Annotated in this window: 21 protein-coding genes, 1 tRNA gene and 1 pseudogene; 16 read left to right on the top strand and 7 right to left on the bottom strand. The window is 50.0% G+C overall.

Annotated features, from left to right (window positions below):
* The first annotated feature begins 11 nt into the window (after positions 1–11).
* Positions 12–287 (top strand): DUF502 domain-containing protein, encoded by a 276-nt coding sequence (locus ACFO3I_RS18360; RefSeq protein ID WP_377336572.1) that lies wholly within the window; start codon positions 12–14, stop codon positions 285–287.
* A gap of 84 nt (positions 288–371) precedes the next feature.
* Here ACFO3I_RS18360 and ACFO3I_RS18355 read toward each other — a convergent pair whose 3' ends face one another.
* The 4 genes from ACFO3I_RS18355 to silR all read right to left on the bottom strand — a co-directional run bounded on the left by ACFO3I_RS18355 (position 372) and on the right by silR (position 3,658).
* The gene (locus ACFO3I_RS18355) at positions 372–608 is read right to left on the bottom strand and encodes a heavy-metal-associated domain-containing protein (protein WP_326002284.1); all 237 of its coding nucleotides are present in this window, start codon (positions 606–608) and stop codon (positions 372–374) included.
* A 224-nt stretch (positions 609–832) separates the two neighbouring features.
* The gene (silE, locus tag ACFO3I_RS18350) at positions 833–1,264 is read right to left on the bottom strand and encodes a silver-binding protein SilE (RefSeq protein WP_053263389.1); all 432 of its coding nucleotides are present in this window, start codon (positions 1,262–1,264) and stop codon (positions 833–835) included.
* Positions 1,265–1,509: 245 nt separating this feature from the next.
* Positions 1,510–2,985, bottom strand: a complete 1,476-nt coding sequence (silS, locus tag ACFO3I_RS18345) for a copper/silver sensor histidine kinase SilS (protein WP_377336568.1) — start codon at positions 2,983–2,985, stop codon at positions 1,510–1,512.
* Positions 2,978–3,658, bottom strand: a complete 681-nt coding sequence (gene silR / locus ACFO3I_RS18340) for a copper/silver response regulator transcription factor SilR (protein WP_032433715.1) — start codon at positions 3,656–3,658, stop codon at positions 2,978–2,980. Before silR ends, silS begins: the two co-directional genes overlap by 8 nt.
* Positions 3,659–3,847: 189 nt before the next feature.
* Here silR and silC point away from each other — a divergent pair, with 189 nt between their 5' ends.
* The 14 genes and pseudogenes from silC (at position 3,848) to ACFO3I_RS18265 (ending at position 18,607) form a co-directional block, all read left to right on the top strand.
* Positions 3,848–5,233: a Cu(+)/Ag(+) efflux RND transporter outer membrane channel SilC gene (silC, locus tag ACFO3I_RS18335; protein WP_377336565.1), complete on the top strand. Its 1,386-nt coding sequence runs from the start codon at positions 3,848–3,850 to the stop codon at positions 5,231–5,233.
* 32 nt (positions 5,234–5,265) lie between these two features.
* A complete protein-coding gene (gene cusF / locus ACFO3I_RS18330) occupies positions 5,266–5,619 on the top strand; it encodes a cation efflux system protein CusF (protein ID WP_001246153.1) in 354 nt (117 codons plus the stop codon).
* Between the two features lie 113 nt (positions 5,620–5,732).
* Positions 5,733–7,025: a Cu(+)/Ag(+) efflux RND transporter periplasmic adaptor subunit SilB gene (gene silB, locus ACFO3I_RS18325; protein WP_011711635.1), complete on the top strand. Its 1,293-nt coding sequence runs from the start codon at positions 5,733–5,735 to the stop codon at positions 7,023–7,025.
* A 10-nt stretch (positions 7,026–7,035) separates the two neighbouring features.
* The gene (gene silA, locus ACFO3I_RS18320) at positions 7,036–10,182 is read left to right on the top strand and encodes a Cu(+)/Ag(+) efflux RND transporter permease subunit SilA (RefSeq protein ID WP_326002277.1); all 3,147 of its coding nucleotides are present in this window, start codon (positions 7,036–7,038) and stop codon (positions 10,180–10,182) included.
* Between the two features lie 86 nt (positions 10,183–10,268).
* Positions 10,269–10,709, top strand: coding sequence for a DUF411 domain-containing protein (locus ACFO3I_RS18315; RefSeq protein WP_000758228.1), 441 nt, complete (start codon positions 10,269–10,271; stop codon positions 10,707–10,709).
* Positions 10,710–10,793: 84 nt separating this feature from the next.
* Complete coding sequence (gene silP, locus ACFO3I_RS18310) at positions 10,794–13,283, top strand: Ag(+)-translocating P-type ATPase SilP (RefSeq protein ID WP_465269154.1); 2,490 nt, start codon at positions 10,794–10,796, stop codon at positions 13,281–13,283.
* A gap of 40 nt (positions 13,284–13,323) precedes the next feature.
* A complete protein-coding gene (locus tag ACFO3I_RS18305) occupies positions 13,324–13,521 on the top strand; it encodes a DUF2933 domain-containing protein (RefSeq protein ID WP_000843494.1) in 198 nt (65 codons plus the stop codon).
* Positions 13,522–13,914: 393 nt separating this feature from the next.
* Positions 13,915–14,766, top strand: a complete 852-nt coding sequence (locus ACFO3I_RS18295; RefSeq protein WP_377336633.1) for a BrxR family helix-turn-helix transcriptional regulator — start codon at positions 13,915–13,917, stop codon at positions 14,764–14,766.
* A gap of 152 nt (positions 14,767–14,918) precedes the next feature.
* Entirely contained in the window at positions 14,919–15,617 is a 699-nt protein-coding gene (locus tag ACFO3I_RS18290) for an IS5 family transposase (protein WP_377336555.1), read from the top strand.
* A gap of 312 nt (positions 15,618–15,929) precedes the next feature.
* Positions 15,930–16,202, top strand: a pseudogene (thyA, locus tag ACFO3I_RS18285) (thymidylate synthase); the annotation flags it as partial.
* A 113-nt stretch (positions 16,203–16,315) separates the two neighbouring features.
* On the top strand, positions 16,316–16,885 hold the full coding sequence (locus ACFO3I_RS18280; protein ID WP_377336630.1) for a FlgO family outer membrane protein: 570 nt from the start codon (positions 16,316–16,318) through the stop codon (positions 16,883–16,885).
* Positions 16,885–17,613 carry a FlgO family outer membrane protein gene (locus ACFO3I_RS18275; RefSeq protein WP_377336553.1) on the top strand — a complete coding sequence of 243 codons (729 nt, stop codon included), beginning with the start codon at positions 16,885–16,887 and terminating at the stop codon, positions 17,611–17,613. The genes ACFO3I_RS18280 and ACFO3I_RS18275 overlap by 1 nt, the downstream gene beginning before the upstream one ends.
* 1 nt (position 17,614) lies before the next feature.
* Positions 17,615–18,427 (top strand): FlgO family outer membrane protein, encoded by an 813-nt coding sequence (locus ACFO3I_RS18270; protein ID WP_377336551.1) that lies wholly within the window; start codon positions 17,615–17,617, stop codon positions 18,425–18,427.
* A gap of 105 nt (positions 18,428–18,532) precedes the next feature.
* Positions 18,533–18,607: transfer RNA gene (locus ACFO3I_RS18265), tRNA-Arg, on the top strand.
* Here the strand turns inward: ACFO3I_RS18265 and ACFO3I_RS18260 are convergent.
* On the bottom strand, positions 18,608–19,759 hold the full coding sequence (locus ACFO3I_RS18260) for a flagellar assembly protein T N-terminal domain-containing protein (protein WP_377336549.1): 1,152 nt from the start codon (positions 19,757–19,759) through the stop codon (positions 18,608–18,610).
* 152 nt (positions 19,760–19,911) lie between these two features.
* On the opposite strand from ACFO3I_RS18260, the gene ACFO3I_RS18255 reads away from it, so the two are divergent.
* Positions 19,912–20,370 carry an LPP20 family lipoprotein gene (locus tag ACFO3I_RS18255; protein ID WP_377336547.1) on the top strand — a complete coding sequence of 153 codons (459 nt, stop codon included), beginning with the start codon at positions 19,912–19,914 and terminating at the stop codon, positions 20,368–20,370.
* A 29-nt stretch (positions 20,371–20,399) separates the two neighbouring features.
* Here ACFO3I_RS18255 and flgN read toward each other — a convergent pair whose 3' ends face one another.
* Both flgN and flgM read right to left on the bottom strand, forming a co-directional pair.
* Entirely contained in the window at positions 20,400–20,825 is a 426-nt protein-coding gene (flgN, locus tag ACFO3I_RS18250; protein ID WP_377336545.1) for a flagellar export chaperone FlgN, read from the bottom strand.
* Positions 20,822–21,163 carry a flagellar biosynthesis anti-sigma factor FlgM gene (flgM, locus tag ACFO3I_RS18245; protein WP_377336543.1) on the bottom strand — a complete coding sequence of 114 codons (342 nt, stop codon included), beginning with the start codon at positions 21,161–21,163 and terminating at the stop codon, positions 20,822–20,824. The genes flgN and flgM overlap by 4 nt, the downstream gene beginning before the upstream one ends.
* Positions 21,164–21,233 lie beyond the last annotated feature (70 nt).

The raw sequence follows: 21,233 nt of genomic DNA, 5'->3' as shown, positions 1-21,233 counted from the left end.
CATGTTGCTGTTTGGCGGTTTATGGCCTAATACTGCCACCCTCAGATATTGAACTGATTGGCATTATTACCAAACAAGGCGGTCAGAGTGATGATCGCATGTCGGCGCTGATGCAGGACGATCAAATTGCGGTATTTATTCCGATGGCCTACAACGTTGGCGGTTACACCGTTATCGTACCGCGTAGCTGTACCCGTAATGTTGATATGAAACCGGCCGAAGCGCTGCAGCTGGTATTAAGCGGTGGTTTAGGCAGCAACAAAGCGCCCGGTCATCGTCAGCAGTGAACCAAACGCTATAGCCCCCGTTACTTCGTCAAACACGCAGCAAAATCCGTTGCATGTAGAAGCCACCTTACGGTGGCTTTTTCCTTAGGCGCTGTGGCAGCTGTTCGCCGGATTACAGCAGCTGGCTTTGACTTCTGTCGCCGGATATCCCGCCTCTGTTAAGACCTCCATTACCTCTGCAGAGCTCAGTTCCGTGCTGAGCTGCAGCGTTTTGTCGGTCAGGTTAGTCTGTATTTTTGCATCACCATCTGCTGTGAGGATGGCTTTGGTGACCATGCTAACGCAGTGGCCACATGTCATGTCAGCGATATGGAATTTCATGGTGTTTCTCTCCTGTGGTGTGTTCATGACACAAGCTAATGCTTGCCACTGTGGTACAGTCAAGCCGCTATTTTAAATTTTAATAAACCCTTTCAGATGGTTACCGGATAAGTTTAGCTGAGTCAGACAAAAAAGCCCCCTGAAGGGGGCAAAAAATAACAACATATCCGTATAAGGGACAATCTATCAAGGAAAGGGTAACCGCACGGAAACTTCAGTTGTCATCAGCCCGCATTGATCATGCGGCGGTGTGCATCAGCCATAGCCTGATGGGGGCCGGACTGACCGTTATTCGTAAATTCATGGGCAACAGCTGCTCTTTCATGTTCATTCATCGCCGCAAACGAAGTCGCCGGACGGGAAGCGTTAACGGTGCCAGTTCCCATCATCTTCTGATGACTTTCCGCCATTTTTTTATGTGCATCTGCTGAACTATTGTTCATGGTTTCATGAACAATAATAGCCTGTTCATGCTGATCCATACCGGCCATCCGTGGGGCTGCCCCCTGGATGGCGGCTGGAGTTGAAGAAGACTGCATCTGATGGGCCGGAGCCTGAGCATTATTGACACGCTCATGGATATTTACGGTTTCAGTGGCCCAGGCCGTAGAAATTAAGCTCAAACCTAACACTGATGCTAAGACGATATTTTTCATGGTAACTCTCCATTTCTGAATTAGTGATGTCCGTGAATTTCGATCTGTGTCCTCAGTAGTACAACTGACAACTCTACAGACCTTATTCCGCCGGGATGAGGCTTTAATACAATTCCTGGCTTGTGCTGATGCCGTGTATGGATGAAGTAATAATGCCTTCCTGATAAGTTGCACTAATTATATCGAATGGCTTCAGTTTGCTGCATGACAGGCTAATGACATCTTTGTCATTTAAATCTTTATTCTCAGTACTGGGTTTCCGGAATCATTTTCTCCAGTCTGGGCACGGATAGGATAAAACGAGTTGAACGTACGTCCGATTCCACCTGCACTCTTCCGTGATGTGCTTCCACGATGGACTTCACAATCGCAAGGCCGATGCCGCTGCCTTCTCCTTTTCGTTGTCTGGACGGATCTACCCGATAAAAACGGTCAAACAGCCTTGATAAATGCTCTTCAGGGATTGGTTTCCCCGGATTTTCAATCACAAGGTAAAAAAAGCTCTCCTGCTCTCTTATTGAGACGGTGATTGCCTGTCCCTCCGGGGTATAACGCAGGGCATTGGATAACAGATTATTGATCGCCCTTCTGAACATTTGTGGATCTCCCTCAACCAGGCAGGGCATCCCGTTAAATTTGAGCGTGATATTGCGTTCTTCGGCCCAGGCTTCGAAAAACTCGAAGACTTTCATGACTTCTGCTCTGAGGTCAAAACGGACCCTGTCAGGTATAAGCTGGTTATTGTCCGCCTGTGCCAGAAACAGCATGTCGCTGACCATTTTGGTCATCCGGTTATACTCTTCAAGACTGGAGTAGAGGACATCCTCAAGTTCCTTCTGGGTTCGATCCTGACTCAGTGCGATTTCAGTCTGCGTCACCAGATTGGTGATGGGCGTTCTGATCTCATGCGCGATATCGGCAGAGAAATTGGCCTGGCGGTTAAAGACGTCCTCAATCTTTCCAATCATATGATTGAACGAGATAACCAGTTGCTCCAGCTCAATGGGAACGCGTGTCGGTTCCAGCCGCGCATCAAGATTCTCGGAGGTGATGTTTTTAATGGCATTGCTGACATTACGAAGGGGCAGGTGCCCCTGACGGACAGCGATGCGAATGATCAGAACAATCAGCAGGCTTATCACGACGGCGATCGCAATCAGATTTTTTTTCAGCGCATCGAGGTAATGGAGATGGAAATTAATGGAGAGGCCAGTCAGCATGACATAATTCTGCTGTTTGCCCTGAAATATCGCCTGGCCAGAGGAGGCGATAATCCGGTATGTTTCCATCTTCATTTCAGACCCGGTATCCATCGGTCTCGCAGGATCCTCCACCGTCCAGAGAAAGACATCCCGTGCGCGGCTGTGCTCGCTAAAATCTGCGGAATTCACGGCCGGGTGTAGTGCCGCCCCCTGCGCTGAACTAAAGAGCACTTCCCCCCTGGGATTGAGGAGCAAAAGGGCAACGTTGCGGTAGCTGGCAATCGACTCCTTTATTTTGCTTACTTTTTTTTCATCCGGATCCACCGGGGACTGCAGTATACGGTTCAGGGTAGTGCTGATTTGTTGAAGATCGCTGACATCCTGCTCGGCAAAATGATTTTCAACAGAATGCAGCATAAACCAGGTGAAGGCGATAAAAGCCAGTATCGTGGACAGGCTGATAAAAAAGGTCAGCCGCAGGGCGAGTGAGAAAGGGCGCCTGGAAGGTTTGCTATGCATCCGGGGCCTCCAGCATATAGCCCACGCCCCGGACAGTCTGGATCAGCTTTGTCCCGTAATCGTTGTCTATTTTAGCGCGGAGTCGCTTTACGGCGACATCAATCGCGTTAGTGTCGCTGTCAAAATTCATGTCCCAGACCTGAGAGGCAATCAGGGAACGGGGAAGAACCTCGCCCTGATGGCGAATGAAAAATTCCAGCAGGCTGAACTCTTTACTGGTGAGCACAATGCGGTTTCCGGCGCGACTGACTTTTCTGGATACGAGATCCATCGAGAGATCAGCCACCCTAAACTGGCTTTCCGTGATCATCGTGTTTCCCCGCCTCAGAAGGGTTCTCACCCGGGCCAGCAGTTCGGCAAACGCAAAGGGTTTAACCAGATAATCGTCCGCACCCAGTTCCAGTCCTTTGACCCTGTGTTCGATCGTGCCGAGGGCCGTCAGTAGTAAGACCGGCATACCCTTTCCGGCAGTGCGCAGCATGCGGATGATATCCCAGCCGTTCACATCAGGCAGCATTATGTCCAGAATGACTAAATCATACTCGGCTGTCATGGCGAGATGATATCCGGTAAGACCATTATCAGCGTGATCCACTACGAACCCTGCCTCTGTAAGCCCTTTGCTGAGATATTCACCTGTTTTAATTTCGTCTTCGACGATCAATATTTTCATCTTGCTCCCCGTCTGGCTGCTAATGTCATTCTATTGCGCACACGATCGTAATCAACGAATTACCGTAAAAATGACAACATTGTCATTATTCTGTCACCCGACAAACAGAGTGCATTCTGTAAAGTAACCCTGGTAATACTCTGAACTTCATTTGAACCATTTACCAGGTCTGCCTGGACGAGAAGCAATATGTTCAAATTAAAACTACTCAGCATCAGCACAATCTTCATTCTGGCTGGTTGTGTCTCTCTGGCGCCTGAATATCAGCGTCCGGCAGCACCGGTACCCCAGCAGTTTTCACTGTCCCGTAACAGCCTGACGCCAGCGGTGAATGGCTATCAGGATACGGGCTGGCGTAACTTTTTTGTCGATCCCCAGGTCACCCGGCTGATTACTGAAGCCCTGACTAATAACCGTGATTTGAGAATGGCTGCACTGAAGGTTGAAGAGGCCCGGGCCCAGTTCAACGTCACGGATGCAGATCGTTATCCCCAGCTGAATGCCTCATCCGGGATCACATACAGCGGTGGTCTGAAAGGTGACAAGCCGACCACACAGGAGTACGACGCAGGTCTGGAGTTCAGTTATGAGCTCGATTTTTTCGGCAAACTTAAGAACATGAGTGATGCTGATCGCCAGAACTACTTTGCCAGCGAAGAAGCCCGTCGGGCCGTACACATCCTGCTGGTATCCAACGTTTCACAAAGCTATTTCAGCCAGCAACTGGCGTACGAACAACTTGGTATTGCGCGGGAAACGCTGAAAAATTATCAACAGTCCTATGCTTTCGTTGAGCAACAGCTCGTGACCGGGAGTACGAATGTGCTGGCGCTTGAACAGGCCAGGGGACAAATCGAAAGTACCCGCGCTGAGATAGCCAAACGAGAAGGCGATCTGGCTCAGGCAAACAATGCCCTGCAACTGGTGCTGGGAACGTACCGTGCACTGCCGCCAGAAAAAGGGATGAAAGGCGGTGAGATCGCGCCAGTTAAACTGCCATCAAACCTGTCGTCACAAATTTTGCTGCAGCGACCGGATATTATGGAGGCGGAATACCAGCTGAAAGCGGCTGATGCGAATATTGGCGCAGCGCGGGCGGCCTTTTTCCCGTCCATTACCCTGACCAGTGGCCTTTCCGCAAGCAGTACGGAGCTGTCCAGTCTCTTCACGCCAGGAAGCGGAATGTGGAATTTTATCCCTAAAATTGACATTCCTGTTTTTAATGCCGGCAGGAACAAAGCCAATCTCAAACTGGCAGAAATTCGCCAGCAACAGTCGGTGGTTAATTACGAACAAAAAATTCAGTCCGCCTTTAAGGATGTTTCCGACACGTTTGCGCTGCGCGACAGCCTTAGCCAGCAACTTGAGTCACAGCAGCGTTATCTTGATTCACTTCAGATAACTCTCCAGCGAGCCAGAGGATTGTATGCAAGTGGTGCTGTCAGTTACATCGAAGTGCTGGATGCAGAACGTTCCCTCTTCGCTACGCAGCAAACCATTCTCGATCTTACCTATTCCCGACAGGTTAACGAAATTAATCTGTTTACTGCGCTGGGTGGCGGTTGGGTAGAATAAATTTATTTAATTAATTAATCAGGAAATTAAAAATGCGTAATTCACTTAAAGCTGTTTTATTTGGTGCCTTCTCTGTCATGTTTTCTGCCGGTCTTCATGCTGAAACACATCAGCATGGCGATATGAATGCTGCCAGTGATGCTTCGGTACAGCAGGTTATCAAGGGCACCGGTGTCGTTAAAGACATTGATATGAATAGTAAAAAGATCACCATTTCGCACGAAGCAATCCCTGCGGTGGGCTGGCCTGCAATGACCATGCGCTTCACTTTTGTTAATGCAGACGACGCTATCAATGCCCTGAAAACCGGCAACCATGTCGATTTCTCGTTTATTCAGCAGGGCAATATCTCCTTACTCAAAAGCATTAACGTTACGCAATCCTGATTGACTGTCCGGAGCGAATACATCCAGTGCGCCTGAACATTCATTAAGGGATTACTGTGAATGAATGATCGGGCGCATATGCCAGGTGTTTTGATTTTTCAGCGAGAAATTGTATGGCTTCTTTAAAGATAAAATATGCTGCAATAATTATCAGCAGCCTCCTAGCAGGAGGGCTGATATCGGTTACTGCCTGGCAGTATGTAAACTCATCACAAAAAACAGTACAAACAGAACAAAAGGCACCGGAGAAAAAGGTACTTTTCTGGTATGACCCGATGAAACCGGATACCAAATTTGATAAACCCGGAAAATCTCCCTTTATGGATATGGACCTTGTGCCAAAATATGCTGATGAAAGTGGCGATAAAAGCAATGGCGGGATCCGTATCGATCCAACCCAGGTTCAGAATCTGGGATTAAAAACGCAAAAAGTCACGCGAGGAATGCTGAATTATTCTCAGACAATCCCGGCTAATGTCAGTTACAACGAATATCAGTTTGTCATTGTGCAGGCGCGCTCTGACGGTTTCGTCGAAAAAGTGTATCCCCTGACTACTGGCGATCATGTGAAGAAAGGCACTCCGCTTATCGATATCACCATTCCTGAATGGGTTGAGGCACAAAGTGAGTTCCTGCTGCTATCCGGTACAGGCGGTACGCCAACCCAGATAAAAGGGGTTCTGGAGCGACTTCGTCTGGCTGGTATGCCGGAAGAGGATATTCAAAGACTGCGTTCAACCCGCACAATCCAGACCCGTTTTACCATTAAAGCACCTATTGATGGTGTCATTACTGCATTTGACCTGCGCACCGGCATGAATATTTCGAAAGATAAGGTGGTGGCTCAGATTCAGGGGATGGACCCGGTCTGGATCAGCGCTGCAGTGCCGGAATCTATCGCCTATCTGCTGAAAGATACGTCGCAGTTTGAAATTTCGGTACCGGCTTATCCGGATAAAACATTCCATGTCGAAAAATGGAACATTCTTCCCAGCGTGGATCAGACAACCCGTACGCTTCAGGTCCGTCTCCAGGTTTCTAATAAGGATGAGTTTCTCAAGCCGGGCATGAATGCCTATCTGAAACTCAATACCAAGAGCCAGGAGATGCTGCTGATACCAAGCCAGGCCGTTATCGATACCGGCAAAGAACAGCGCGTGATTACTGTTGATGATGAAGGCAAGTTTGTGCCGAAACAGATCCACGTTCTGCATGAATCACAACAACAGTCCGGCATCGGCTCCGGCCTGAATGAAGGCGATACCGTGGTGGTCAGTGGTCTGTTCCTCATTGACTCCGAAGCCAATATTACGGGCGCGCTGGAACGTATGCGCCATCCTGAAAAAACAGAAAGCAGTATGCCAGCAATGTCTGACCAGCCTGTAAATAGGCATTCAGGGCACTGAGGAGACGACGATGATTGAATGGATTATCCGGCGCTCTGTCGCCAACCGTTTCCTGGTCATGATGGGGGCCCTGTTTCTCAGCATCTGGGGTACATGGACGATTATTAACACGCCGGTCGATGCCTTGCCTGACCTGTCAGATGTGCAGGTCATTATTAAAACCAGCTATCCCGGCCAGGCCCCGCAGATTGTAGAAAACCAGGTCACCTATCCACTTACCACCACCATGCTCTCCGTACCTGGCGCAAAAACTGTGCGTGGTTTTTCACAGTTCGGTGATTCGTATGTATATGTCATTTTTGAAGACGGCACCGATCTGTACTGGGCCCGTTCCCGCGTGCTGGAATATCTGAATCAGGTTCAGGGAAAACTGCCCGCCGGGGTGAGTTCTGAAATCGGTCCGGATGCCACGGGTGTGGGCTGGATTTTTGAATATGCCCTTGTCGATCGCAGCGGAAAACACGACCTTTCAGAACTGCGTTCTCTGCAGGACTGGTTCCTGAAGTTTGAGCTGAAAACCATTCCTAATGTCGCTGAAGTTGCATCCGTAGGCGGCGTGGTTAAGCAGTATCAGATCCAGCTTGACCCGGTAAAACTGACGCAGTACGGCATCAGTCTGCCAGAAGTAAAACAAGCTCTTAGCTCATCTAACCAGGAAGCCGGTGGCTCATCTGTTGAAATTGCTGAGTCAGAGTATATGGTCCGGGCCAGCGGTTATCTTCAGACTATTGATGATTTCAAAAATATCGTCCTGAAAACGGGGGAAAATGGAGTACCTGTTTACCTGCGTGATGTTGCCCGCATACAAATGGGACCGGAAATGCGGCGTGGTATCGCTGAGCTTAACGGTCAGGGCGAAGTCGCTGGCGGAGTGGTGATCCTGCGTTCGGGCAAAAATGCACGCGAAGTCATTACGGCGGTGAGGGATAAACTGGACACGCTGAAGGCAAGCCTGCCTGAAGGAGTGGAGATCGTAACGACATACGATCGCAGCCAGTTAATCGATCGTGCGATTGACAACCTCAGTTACAAGCTTCTTGAAGAGTTTATCGTTGTTGCTGTCGTTTGCGCACTGTTCCTCTGGCATGTCCGTTCTGCCCTGGTGGCGATTATTTCTCTGCCACTTGGCCTGTGTATCGCCTTTATCGTCATGCACTTCCAGGGGCTGAATGCCAACATTATGTCGCTGGGAGGGATTGCAATAGCCGTCGGAGCTATGGTGGATGCCGCCATCGTCATGATCGAAAACGCGCATAAACGGCTTGAGGAGTGGGACCATCAGCATCCCGGGGAACAGATTGATAATGCCACCCGCTGGAAGGTTATCACTGACGCCTCCGTTGAAGTGGGTCCAGCGCTGTTTATCAGCCTGCTGATTATCACATTATCGTTCATTCCTATTTTTACCCTGGAAGGGCAGGAAGGGCGTCTGTTTGGTCCGCTGGCCTTTACAAAAACGTATTCCATGGCGGGTGCAGCCATACTGGCAATCATTGTTATCCCTATTCTGATGGGGTTCTGGATCCGCGGGAAAATTCCTGCTGAGACCAGTAACCCACTGAACCGGTTGCTGATTAAAGCGTATCACCCGTTACTGCTCAGGGTACTACACTGGCCAAAAACAACCCTGCTGGTTGCGGCTTTATCCATTTTCACTGTTATCTGGCCACTGAGTCAGGTGGGCGGCGAGTTTTTACCGAAGATGAACGAAGGTGACCTGTTGTATATGCCGTCAACGTTACCTGGCGTGTCTCCTGGAGAAGCTGCTGCGCTCTTACAGACCACGGACAAACTAATCAAAACGGTGCCTGAAGTGGCCTCCGTTTTTGGCAAGACCGGTAAGGCTGAGACCGCCACGGATTCTGCTCCGCTCGAAATGATGGAAACCACCATCCAACTGAAACCTGAGGATCAGTGGCGTCCAGGCATGACGATTGACAAGATTATTGAAGAACTCGACAGGACCGTCCGTTTACCGGGTCTGGCCAACCTCTGGGTACCGCCTATCCGTAACCGTATTGATATGCTCTCAACCGGCATTAAAAGTCCGATAGGTATTAAGGTATCGGGTACTGTTCTGTCGGATATCGATGTAACAGCACAGAGTATCGAAGCAGTCGCTAAAACCGTACCTGGTGTGGTTTCCGCACTGGCTGAACGACTGGAAGGTGGACGTTATATTGATGTGGACATTAACCGGGAAAAAGCTTCCCGGTACGGGATGACTGTGGGCGACGTCCAGCTGTTCGTCTCTTCAGCAATCGGTGGGGCTATGGTGGGTGAGACGGTTGAAGGCGTGGCCCGGTACCCTATTAACATTCGCTATCCGCAGGATTACCGTAACAGTCCGCAGGCGTTGAGAGAGATGCCAATCCTGACCCCAATGAAGCAGCAAATTACGCTGGGCGATGTTGCCGATATTAAGGTCGTTTCCGGACCAACCATGCTGAAAACCGAAAATGCCCGGCCAGCCAGCTGGATTTATGTTGATGCCCGCGGCAGGGACATGGTGTCGGTGGTGAACGATATTAAGACGGCCATCAGTGAGAAAGTGAAACTGAGACCGGGGACCAGTGTGGCATTCTCAGGACAGTTTGAATTACTCGAGCACGCCAATAAGAAATTAAAACTGATGGTACCGATGACGGTGATGATCATCTTCATCCTGTTATATCTGGCATTCCGCAGGGTTGATGAAGCCCTGTTGATCTTGATGAGCCTGCCGTTTGCCCTGGTTGGCGGGATATGGTTCCTGTACTGGCAGGGCTTCCATATGTCAGTGGCGACCGGAACCGGGTTTATCGCCCTGGCCGGGGTGGCAGCAGAGTTTGGCGTGGTCATGCTGATGTATCTGCGTCATGCCATTGAAGCGCACCCGGAATTGTCCCGTAAAGAGACGTTCACACCGGAAGGCCTTGATGAAGCCCTCTATCATGGTGCCGTACTGCGTGTCCGGCCGAAAGCCATGACCGTGGCGGTGATCATTGCGGGTCTGCTGCCAATACTCTGGGGAACCGGTGCAGGTTCAGAGGTCATGAGCCGTATCGCGGCACCCATGATTGGTGGGATGATCACGGCTCCGCTGCTGTCCCTGTTCATTATTCCTGCCGCCTACAAATTAATCTGGCTGCGCAGACATAAAAAAAGCGTGTCCTGAACCTGAAAGGGCACCCCCTGTGGGTGTCCTTCTTTACTGATTCACCCTGACGTCAGGGTTTATATCGATAATATACAGAGGTGAGTATGAAAAAAGTGGTTCTAATGGCGCTGGCTCTCGGCCTTTCACTACCCGCGATGGCGAGTGAAAAAGTGATTGATATGTACAAATCTGAAAACTGTGGCTGTTGTTCCCTGTGGGGCAAAGCGATGGAAAAAGACGGGTTTGAAGTACGAACTCACGTCATGAATGATCAGGCGCTGTCAGCCCTGAAAGAAAAGCATGCTATTCCTGCAGGACTACGAAGTTGTCATACCGCGGTTGCCGGTAATTTGATCATTGAAGGCCATGTGCCTGCGACAACGATACATAAGGCAATGCAGTCTGGTTCGGGTATATACGGTCTCGCCACCCCCGGTATGCCAGCAGGAAGTCCTGGAATGGAGATGGGAGCCCGAAAAGAGGCTTACGATGTTATCGCATTCTCACCGGATGGAAGTAAAAAAGTCTTTCAGCGAATCGAATAGTCAGCGGAACGGCTGATAACGGGACGCCGGTAGCAGGCACTCCTGTGCCGGCGATATTCGTGATAATCGCATCCATGACATACCCTGAAGACAGAAGATGCTTCGGTATGCATAAGGAGAGTTACTGTGAAAAATGACAATGCAGTGCAACACAACAACCAGACTGCTTCTGAGCAGACATTATCCCCGGACGAGGGCCACGTATTGCATAAGGTGAGAGATCCCGTGTGCGGGATGGCCATCCTGCCCGACAGGGCGCACAGCAGCATTCGATACCAGGACCATCAACTTTATTTCTGCTCCGCCAGCTGTGAGAGTAAATTTAAAGCCCATCCCGATCGTTATCTTACCGAAGATGCCAGTGAACATTCCCATCACCATCACCACGATCATCACGAAGTCAGCCCTGATCAGATAAAACAGCCTCACCACCAGGCGGAAAAAGAGAATTCTGAAGGTGTGTGGACATGTCCGATGCACCCGGAGATACGCCGCAGTGGTCCCGGAAGCTGTCCTGTCTGTGGAATGGCACTGGAGCCGCTCGTAGCTACGGCATCCACGGGGCCGAGTGATGAACTTCACGACATGACAAGACGCTTCTGGCTGGGGTTGTTGCTGGCGTTTCCGGTTCTGGTACTCGAAATGGGATCTCATCTGTTTCCCGACTTGAGGAATACAGTACCGCCACAGTACAACACATGGCTGCAGCTGCTTCTGGCCTCCCCTGTCGTGTTGTGGTGTGGCTGGCCATTCTTCGCCCGAGCCGGAATGTCGTTACGTAACCGCTCCCTGAATATGTTTACCCTTGTTGCAATGGGGACCGGCGTAGCCTGGGTTTACAGCGTCATTGCAACCGTCTTCCCCTCCTGGTTTCCTGCATCGTTCAGAAACATGGATGGCCTGGTGGCCGTTTATTTTGAAGCCGCAGCAGTTATTACGGTGCTTGTTCTGCTGGGACAGGTTCTTGAGCTGCGGGCACGGGAACAAACCTCAGGCGCCATTACTGCGCTTCTGAACCTTGCCCCCAAAACCGCCAGACGGCTGGATCATGACGGTCATGAAACGGATATTAATGCGGAAGATGTCCTGCCTGGCGATAAGCTCCGCATCAGACCTGGAGAGAGTATTCCGGTCGACGGTATCGTGATCGAAGGCAAAACAACCGTTGATGAATCGATGGTGACCGGGGAGTCTATGCCGGTTATCAAAACGAAGAGTGACCCTGTCATTGGAGGGACGATTAATCAGACAGGTAGTCTTATCATCCGTGCAGAGAAAGTCGGTGATGAAACGATGCTCTCACGAATTGTTCAGATGGTCGCTGATGCACAGCGTTCGCGTGCCCCCATCCAGAGAATGGCTGACAGCGTTTCAGGCTGGTTTGTTCCTCTGGTGATACTTATCGCGGTTGTTGCTTTCGTGATCTGGTCTGTCTGGGGGCCCGAGCCCAGGATGGCGCACGGTCTGATTGCGGCTGTGTCGGTCCTGATTATTGCCTGCCCCTGTGCACTGGGGCTGGCCACACCGATGTCGATAATGGTGGGGGTAGGCAAAGGTGCCCAGGCCGGGGTGTTAATCAGGAATGCCGAAGCCCTTGAGCGTCTTGAAAAAGTGGACACGCTGGTTGTCGACAAAACAGGCACGCTCACGGAAGGTTCGCCTACGGTGACAGGGATTATCAGTCTCAATCTGGGTGGGGAAGCATCTCTTTTACGTGTAGCGGCCGCAGTGGAAAAAGGCTCGCAGCATCCGCTGGGTGTGGCTGTAGTCCGGGCAGCCCAGCACAGGGGGATCATGATACCCGCAGTCAGTGATTTCAATGCTCCGTCGGGGAAAGGTGTTTCAGGCGATGTTGAAGGTCAACGGGTTGTTATTGGTAATGAACTGGCTATGCAGGAAAACAGTATCGTTATTGATAATCAAAAGGCCGTTGCGGATACGTTGCGGATGGAAGGCGCTACCGTTATCTATGTGGCCACAGATGGGTACCTTGCAGGCCTGATAGCTATCTCGGATCCCGTGAAAGCAACCACGCCGGATGCGCTTAAAGCTTTGCGTCAGGCGGGGATCCGCATTGTTATGCTCACCGGGGATAACCAGCTTACTGCTGAAGCAGTCGCACGGAAACTGGGAATAGATGAGGTTGAAGCCGGGGTTCTGCCTGACGGCAAAAAAGCAGTGATAACCCGACTGAAAGCGTCTGGTCATGTGGTTGCGATGGCGGGGGACGGTGTAAATGATGCCCCGGCGCTGGCAGCGGCTGACGTGGGCATAGCTATGGGAACGGGTACAGATGTGGCAATTGAAAGTGCCGGAGTCACCCTTCTCAAAGGCGACTTGATGATACTGAACAGGGCCCGTCATCTGTCAGAGATCACCATGAAAAATATCCGACAGAATCTGTTTTTTGCATTTATCTACAACGCACTTGGCGTGCCTGTGGCTGCAGGTCTGCTTTATCCTGTGTATGGAATACTGCTGTCGCCAGTTATTGCGGCGGCGGCCATGGCTCTTTCCTCCGTCAGCGTCATTGTGAATGCGTTGCGTCTGAAAAGTGTCAGGCTCGGGAAATAACACTGAGTGAAGGGTCAGTTACGAACAGAAGGAGTCCAGTATGAAAAGTACCACCTATGCGCTTATTGCTGTCGCCGCGATCGCGGCATTTGCCCTCCTGCGCGAACACTGGTCACATGTGGCAGGTTACTGGCCATATCTGTTATTGCTGGTCTGCCCGCTAATGCATCTTTTCCACGGCCACGGAGGGCATGGAGATCATCAACATCACGGAAGTGAAAACGATAAAAAAAATTAATCCGGCAGACGGGGCCGCGTCGCGGTCCCGTTATCAGTCCAGGTATCGTTCGTAGTCTCTGGCATGCGCAAAGGCATGCTGTTCGAGTTTGTTATCAGCGGGTGCCGCTGCCCGAAACGCCAGAGAGTTAACAGGGTTGTTATTGATGACCAGCTCGTAATGCAGATGAGGACCGGATGAACGTCCGCTGTTACCGGATAACGCAAATTGACACCCTGGCCAGACTGTACAAGCGTCTGGTCAACTCAAAACATTACTTCAACTTTAACCTGACTGCTTAAGAAGCAAGTCGACGTGAACATCTTAAGACCTGAGATATCGAGAAGGTGACAGCAAGAACGTCTGTGCTGTATATTTTTTCAAAATAACAAAAAAAGTTGAGCTCCATTGAAAATGTTTCCACTTGATGAGCTGCCGTTGACGCAAAAAGATCGTCTGGAGTTCATCGATTTTTCACTCGAGTTTTATGGGAAGGTTAGCCGACAGTGGCTGAGTAAATGTTTGCAGCTAGCTACAGCCAGTTGTACCAGGGATATTGCCTTGTACCGCCAAATAGCGTCTGATAATTTGGAGATGAGGCATCACGACAAAGCGTTTTATCGCACTGAAAAATTCACCGCTTTGTTTGTGCATACCCCGCAAAAATCACTCGCTAATCTGTCGCGTTATTTTCAGCAGGGGCTAACGTGTTCGCGAGCCAGTCAGAATGCGCCAGATTTCACGTTTGATAACTCGCTTTTATATCCAGATATGCATGTAACTGCAGCAGTTAACCGGGCCATTGTTAGTCGGAGTGTTGTCGAGATTGAGTATGAGTGCCTTAGAGCTGGTTCAATGGGCACCGAAATTGTTCCATTTGCAATTTTTCATGGTTATCGTGGCTGGTATGTGCGAGCCTACGACTTGTCGATGTCTCAATTTATAGACTTTTCGCTGTCCAGAATGTCTTCGGTAGCTCAGTCGACACGACCCGTGTCAGTATCAGACATTCCTGCTGATACCATATGGAATACTATTGTCGAGCTATCGCTGGAGCCTCATCCATCTGCCGCCAATAGACGCGCGATTGAGTTGATGTATGGTATGAAAAATGGCGGCATTGCATTGACGGTTAATGCGGTTATTGCAGCCCACATACTCAGGCGTGAAAACGTTGCAATTAACAGTGGTGATGTTGCTCCACCAGAGAGATTGCTCAGATTGAAAGGTAACTTGTTATTTGATCCCGCACTGGAAGAATTGTGAAAAGTTGTATTTTGTTACATGACTTTTTTGCGTTTTATGTGAAAATCAACTTCTTTATTACTAGGGGCTGTTGATCTTTGGTGGTGAAAATGTAGACGGCATGATGGATTGATATAATCGCTTTCGCCAAAAACCAACCATGACAACCCATCATGCCAAGAACCATGTTAACAGACGACCATTGGTCAACGCTAAACAGATTGATGCTGAAAACAGGACGGGTCTACGACAAGCCGGAACACCGCAATACATTTGAAGGGATTTTGTACAGGATGCGGGTCGGCTGCCCATGGCGTGATTTACCGGAATCTTTCGGGGACTGGAGTGCTATCTACCGTCGATTTCATCTGTGGTCGAAGAAAGGTGTTCTCATGCAGCTTTTCACAGAGCTTAGGCAGCACATTGATTTAGAATGGGAATTTATTGACGGCAGCATAGTGAAAGCCCACCAGCATGCAACCGGAGCCAGTTCAGACGAGCATCAGGCGATAGGTAAAAGTCGTGGCGGCAACACCACCAAAATCCATATGGCGGTGGATAGCTGTGGCCTTCCAATCGACTTTATTGTTACAGGCGGCGAGGTTCACGACAGCAAGGCTGCTCTTGATTTACTTGAAAAACTGCCGGATGCAGAGCATGTGATTGGAGATAAAGGGTATGACAGTGAGAAAGTCCGAGAGTTGATCCGCAAAAAGAACGGCGTTCCCATCATTCCAAGGAAGCGGAACTCGAAAGTTGGGAATGGAGACATGGATTGGTGTTTGTATAAATACAGGCATCTTGTCGAAAACGTGTTTGCCCGCCTGAAACACTATCGGGCCGTGGCAACACGGTATGACAAGCTGGTCTGAAACTACGCCAGCACAGTGGCACTGGCGTGTTGTATGCTATGGCTGCCGATGTAATGTGGTGATTCATTGAACACCAAAGATCAACAAGCCTTAATCTCTGCTGTCGAAAAACAAGATTCTTTTATTATGTTACTATGAATTCTGAGCTATTTCCTAACAGCAACAAAGACCCAATTGCAGTGCAGAAGGGCTTCGAATAAAAGTCATTATTATTCTGCTTCAACTATTAGCATAAAGTCACTCTTTTACCAGTAAAATAGAGTGAATCATTCGTGCGAAGCGATTTGTAGCATAACCCCCAATGTCACAAAACCTTTTAATATTGCCAGCTACGCGCTACTGACCATGATGGTGGCTCAGGTGTGTGGGCTGGAGCCAGGTGACTTTGTGCATACCTTCGGCGATGCGCATTTGTACAGCAACCACTTACAGCAAGTGAAAGAGCAGCTCAGCCGTGAACCTTACCCATTGCCGCAGATGCGGATGAATCCTGCGGTCAAAGATCTGTTCGAGTTCAGCTTCGAAGATTTTGAGTTGCTGAATTATCAGGCGCATCCCGCCATCAAAGCGCCTATTGCGATTTAGTCGAGATGCCAGCGAACAAGCTGGCATTTTTTTTGCTGCATCTTCGCCAAGTGTCAATCTTTCGAATGCCTTCGTTGAGGTGTGCTGTGCTTTACAGAGCAAGTCTATTGAGTGTGTGCCTGCTGACAGGCTGCAGTTTATTGCCGGATGGGCAGGAAACTGCCAGCCCAACGGCCCGGTCTGCACCGAAAAAAGCGGAACAGCCGTTGCTGTTTTACACTGAGCGGCTGGCGGATCAGCTTTTTGCCGAATTAGGGCCTATTGCCATTGGCCAGGTTGCAGTAGTGACTTTTGTTGACGCCGACACCCTAAAACCTGAACCTGCGCATTTTCGCTTCCGTCAGTTGGGGCTTCAGTTGCAGGAAAGCATGCAGACGGTTGCCAGCCAACTTGGGTATCAGGTGGTGGAGTTAAGGGCGACCAATCAAATCAGCCTGTATGCAGAGCATGAACAGGGTTTGAGCCGGGAGCTGGCCGAACTGGCCAAACAGCAGCAGGTCCGCTTTGTGATTGCCGGCACTATGACACAAGGCGATTATGACACTACAGTCAACGCCAAACTGGTCGATACAGAACACAACAGAGTCATCGCCGCAGCATCCAACCTGATCCCCCAGTTAGCCTTTGATCAGAATGAAAAAGTGCGGATGCGGCAGGACAAATTATACAGGTTGGAGTATTAATGATGAGTTTCAACGCCCAAACCCCACTCGTGATACTGGCTGCTGCGCTGCTTGCTGGTTGCAGCTCAGCGTGGAATTTAGGCTCCGCAGAGCCAATCCCAACGTCTGAGGTTGCCACTCAATCCGGCATGACACCAGAGGGCGCCGCCGTCGACCCGTCCAATGGCTTTGTCACGCCCGTGTACAGTGCGCAAAGCTATCAGGCGACCCGACTGCAACAACGAGCTTCACAGCAGGCCCATCAACAGGTTCCTCCACAGAATGTGAACCATTATGTACAGGGCATGGCGCATGATCTGATTGCCAATATGGATTTGTCCCGTCAACAATCTGTCATTGGTGTCACCAGTTTTGTGTTTTTGGACTCTCCGCTGGACAGAACGGATTTGCTCGGCAACCAATTGGCCGAAAGCCTGATGCACGAAGTGCATTTATTCGGTTTACCTGTGGTGGATTTTAAAACCACTGATTACATTCGCGTAACGCCTGAAGGTGATTTTACTTACAGCCGGGATTTTCTGGAGCTGCAGCAACAGCAGCCGATTGAGTATGTATTAGGTGGCACTATGGTCCAGCACCAGGGCGGAGTGCTGGTCAATGCCAGGTTAGTCTCAGTCGGGTCGAAAAAAGTGATTGCCACCGCCCAGAGTTTTATTCCTGCCGCGGTGCGTGACGCCTTACAACATTCTGCGTCACCTCAACATTTATTACTCAAAGCAGGAGGCTGATATGCGTGTAATGCTCCCTGCGCTGCTGTTGCTGGGATTGGCAGGATGCAGCCAGACCTGCGATTGCGAAAAGCCGCAGGTCGCGCAGCAGAATGAACCTGAACCCATGCGGCAGGACAGTGATGAGTCGCTTTACCGGCAGGACTTTGTCGAGGCCGTACCAGCAAGTAATGAACCTATGCCCGCTCAGTTTGACGCCTTGCTGGAAGAGGAGCGGAAAAAAGGCCCGGCTATTGTGGCTTATACCACAAGGCCTGCGCGGCCTGGTGAAATCGGCACGCCAGTGCCGCAGCCGCAACGGCCGGTGCGGATGACCTTGCCTTCAGAAGAAGGGGGCGGGACGATGTCTCAGGTTGCTGCACCTCTTTCCTACAGTGTCAGTGGTCACAAAAAAGTGTCGGATTATGCAGAACAACTGGCGTTTAAGTTAGCGGCCAACGATAAGCTGGTTGGGCGCCGCGTCGCTGTGGTCAGTTTTGTTGAATTTGATCATCAGTTGGAGCAAAGCAACCCGCTGGGTCAGCAGATGGCTGAAGCTTTGGTCACCCGTTTGCCCGACTATCAGGTGGCTGCTGTTGAATACAAATTAGGCCGGAGTTTGCGTATAGGTCAGACGGGTGACTATGCCCTGTCCAGGGATTTGGACCAGTTACGCAGTGAAATTCAGGCTGACTATGTCTTGGTTGGTACTCTGGTTCCAAGCCTGAGAGGGGTTCAAATCAATGCACGGGTGGTTAGTGCGATGGACCAATCTGTCATCAGTGCCGGTCAGGTTTTTATTCCACATTCTGTATTGGAACAAATGCGCCCCTGACTGCTTCTCTTTTAGCCAAGCGGCTGTATTTTCGAGGAAAAACAGCCGCATTATCCTCGAGTTAAATTCCCAATTCTGCTTTTGTTTGTTAGACTTCGGCGCAAACGCTCCATAGTTAAATGGATATAACGGCCCCCTCCTAAGGGGCAGTTACAGGTTCGATTCCTGTTGGGGCGGCCATTATTTAGGGTTGAGCGTCGGGCTGGCCAGGTCGCCAACCTGCACATTTGCCAGATATGCACCATTGCTTGATTCAGCCCAGGCGGTCTGGTTGGTTAACTCGGTAATTTTCAGTTTCAACTCACTGATGGTGATTTGATCCTGCCATTTCCCGGTACTGTCTTTGTGCTGACGACGGTAGAGCAGGGTAAATTCATCCCCAAGTTTCAGACCTTGTGCACTGCCAAGGTTTAACATCAACCGTTCAGGCTCGACCACGACGACTTGAGCCTGCACGGATTCACAACGCAAAACTTCTTCGATGTCCTGAGCCGCTGCGTTTAGCACCCGTTCAATCGACTTCCCGTAATCAGTCCGCCAAAAACGCTGACCGTTTGGGCTTATCACTGTTCTGTCCTGAAAGTCCCAAATGGCAGATGTCTGGTAAGTCTGGCTAAACAGTTGCTTTTGCTCTTGGATATCAACAAGTTCTAACTCAAGACGGTAGAAGCGCTCCCTTTCAGCGTCTGACCAGAAACTCCAGTTGGTGCCGATTCTTTCTCCGAGCGATACATCTTCCAGCCGCGCTTTTAATAAGTAAGGGCTGCCGTACTGGCGTTGTAACGCCTGACGTTCCTGATAGCTGAGTTCAGGCTGGCGAATGATTTGTGGCAGCAATTTGCCGTTACTGGAATGCGAAAACTCCTGCAGCTTTTGCATAAATACTTTGGTGCTGCTGGTGCCGATTTCATACAGTTGCCCCGTGACCGCCTGTTCCGGATGAGTCAGTTGAAAAGGGCTTATCATCAGTGTCTTTTTCAACCGAACATTGCTGCACTGCTTTTGATCAGGGAAGATGTCAGCCCTTACAGTGACCAGGATATAGCCGTCTTCTTCGGTTTCCGAAATGATCTGCACATTCTGCACTTCGCCATGCGTTTGCAAAAACAACGTTTCCTGAGTCAATAAACCGTCAGTTACTTGCTGAACGCTGCGAACTGAAGCTCCTGCATAAAGCAAAGCTTTGCGGACGGCATCCTGCAAGGCTTCTGCCCGGGCGTCAGAGCGCTCAGTACCGCGGATCACCGCCTGACCAGTCGCCTCATACCAATCCGCCAGCACAGGCGCTGACATCAGGCAAAGTAGCGGAACCACAAGAGTTGATTGACGCATAATGCACCTCAATACATGAATAACGGGTATAAGCAAAAGCCGTGCCGTTCATTGAATTAATAACAAATCTGGCAACTGGGCATAGAAACTGCATTAGACCAGAGAGAAACTTAAGTGGCGTAATGCGCTTATCATCAGTCGAGGTAAAAGGGATGAAAAAAAGTTCCTGTGTATTTGCAGTAATGCTGAGCCTGTTATCAGGTTGCAGTCTGGTCGCTGATCGCCATATTGAATGGGAAACCGTTGAGCCAGGCAGTTTTCCTGTGCTTAAAGCTGTTGGTTATGCGCCAATGAGTCAACAACCTGGATCGAATGACCAGGAGCGTATGTTACTGGCGATGAAAGCATCCAAGCTTGAAGCCTATCGTGAGCTGGCTGAGCAGGTGTATGGCCAGCGAATTAACGCTGAAGCCAATATGCAGCAAGTGCTGATTGGCGATGACCAGCTAAACGCCTCCGTCAGTGGCATTATTCGTGGTGCCAGGGTCGTGAAGACTTATCCTGTCGGCGATATTTATGCAACTGAGCTGGAATTAGATTTTAAGCAGGTGTACGAACTGTATTTGAACAGTCAGCCAACCCGACGGATTAAAAACGTGAAGTATTACTAGACTGAGCGAGTACAACGGAGCGGATGGGGTCAGGCTTTGATGCCTGGCCCCTTATCGTTGATGGCTGGTTTGCCTTTCGCCGTGTAGGTTAAACCTGAGCGGCCCCGGCTTTGCAATAATTCAGATTTAAGGCGCGCGATGACCAGCTGGCTTTGTTCCACCACTTGCTGATTTACCCGCGTTTGTTGCTGGCATTCGCCCATCAGTTGCTGTAGCTCTGCAACCTGTTCAATAAACCACTTCTGAGTTTTCAAGTCCGACAGTTCATCTGCCTGGCTCAGTTGTTGGTCCAGCTCTGCGACTTTGTCCGCACATTGCTGTTTCTCTGGCAGCAACTGCTCCAGCTGGTCAATCTGCCGTTCACTTAATACAGAATATTCTTTTTTCAAAAGAGACAGGAGCAACTCGAGTTGCTCCTGTTGATTGGAAAGGAGGTGACGGATGGTATCGTTCATTTTTTACCGAAAAAATCTGACTCAAACTGAACAATGCGTCGTGCAAGCTGCTCAATATTGATTTTGTATTTACCGTCGGCAATGTCTTGCTTAATCCGGTCGACTTTTTCCTGGTCGATACCTGAACTGTTTTTCGCTTTATCCGACGCCTTGCTGAACTGCTGCGCCTGAGACGTCAGGGACACAGAATCCTGCTTCTGCGTAGCAACGCCTGTTGTCGCTTGCTGTTGCGTCGCCTGCTGCTGTACAACCTGCTGTTTTTGCAGGTTTTGTTGCTCAGTCTTATCCGCCTTTACTTGGGGCGTAGCTGGCAAGCCTGTGTTTACGTTAATTGCCATTTCGATACCTCATCACCTGGTCTCCGGTTCCATACACGGTTTAACGGCGGCGACTTTAAAAACTTTAGGG

Origin of the sequence: Rheinheimera marina (assembly GCF_042654345.1) — a bacterium.
In the GTDB taxonomy this organism is placed as follows: Bacteria; Pseudomonadota; Gammaproteobacteria; order Enterobacterales; family Alteromonadaceae; genus Pararheinheimera; species Pararheinheimera marina.
This window is presented reverse-complemented; position numbering and strand designations above follow the sequence as displayed.

Coding starts and splice junctions, on each gene's coding strand:
- ACFO3I_RS18355 (WP_326002284.1), bottom strand. CDS start 608: ATGAAATTCCATATCGCTGACATGACATGTGGCCACTGCGTTAGCATG.
- silE (WP_053263389.1), bottom strand. CDS start 1,264: ATGAAAAATATCGTCTTAGCATCAGTGTTAGGTTTGAGCTTAATTTCT.
- silS (WP_377336568.1), bottom strand. CDS start 2,985: ATGCATAGCAAACCTTCCAGGCGCCCTTTCTCACTCGCCCTGCGGCTG.
- silR (WP_032433715.1), bottom strand. CDS start 3,658: ATGAAAATATTGATCGTCGAAGACGAAATTAAAACAGGTGAATATCTC.
- silC (WP_377336565.1), top strand. CDS start 3,848: ATGTTCAAATTAAAACTACTCAGCATCAGCACAATCTTCATTCTGGCT.
- cusF (WP_001246153.1), top strand. CDS start 5,266: ATGCGTAATTCACTTAAAGCTGTTTTATTTGGTGCCTTCTCTGTCATG.
- silB (WP_011711635.1), top strand. CDS start 5,733: ATGGCTTCTTTAAAGATAAAATATGCTGCAATAATTATCAGCAGCCTC.
- silA (WP_326002277.1), top strand. CDS start 7,036: ATGATTGAATGGATTATCCGGCGCTCTGTCGCCAACCGTTTCCTGGTC.
- ACFO3I_RS18315 (WP_000758228.1), top strand. CDS start 10,269: ATGAAAAAAGTGGTTCTAATGGCGCTGGCTCTCGGCCTTTCACTACCC.
- ACFO3I_RS18305 (WP_000843494.1), top strand. CDS start 13,324: ATGAAAAGTACCACCTATGCGCTTATTGCTGTCGCCGCGATCGCGGCA.
- ACFO3I_RS18295 (WP_377336633.1), top strand. CDS start 13,915: ATGTTTCCACTTGATGAGCTGCCGTTGACGCAAAAAGATCGTCTGGAG.
- ACFO3I_RS18290 (WP_377336555.1), top strand. CDS start 14,919: ATGCCAAGAACCATGTTAACAGACGACCATTGGTCAACGCTAAACAGA.
- ACFO3I_RS18275 (WP_377336553.1), top strand. CDS start 16,885: ATGATGAGTTTCAACGCCCAAACCCCACTCGTGATACTGGCTGCTGCG.
- ACFO3I_RS18270 (WP_377336551.1), top strand. CDS start 17,615: ATGCGTGTAATGCTCCCTGCGCTGCTGTTGCTGGGATTGGCAGGATGC.
- ACFO3I_RS18260 (WP_377336549.1), bottom strand. CDS start 19,759: ATGCGTCAATCAACTCTTGTGGTTCCGCTACTTTGCCTGATGTCAGCG.
- ACFO3I_RS18255 (WP_377336547.1), top strand. CDS start 19,912: ATGAAAAAAAGTTCCTGTGTATTTGCAGTAATGCTGAGCCTGTTATCA.
- flgN (WP_377336545.1), bottom strand. CDS start 20,825: ATGAACGATACCATCCGTCACCTCCTTTCCAATCAACAGGAGCAACTC.
- flgM (WP_377336543.1), bottom strand. CDS start 21,163: ATGGCAATTAACGTAAACACAGGCTTGCCAGCTACGCCCCAAGTAAAG.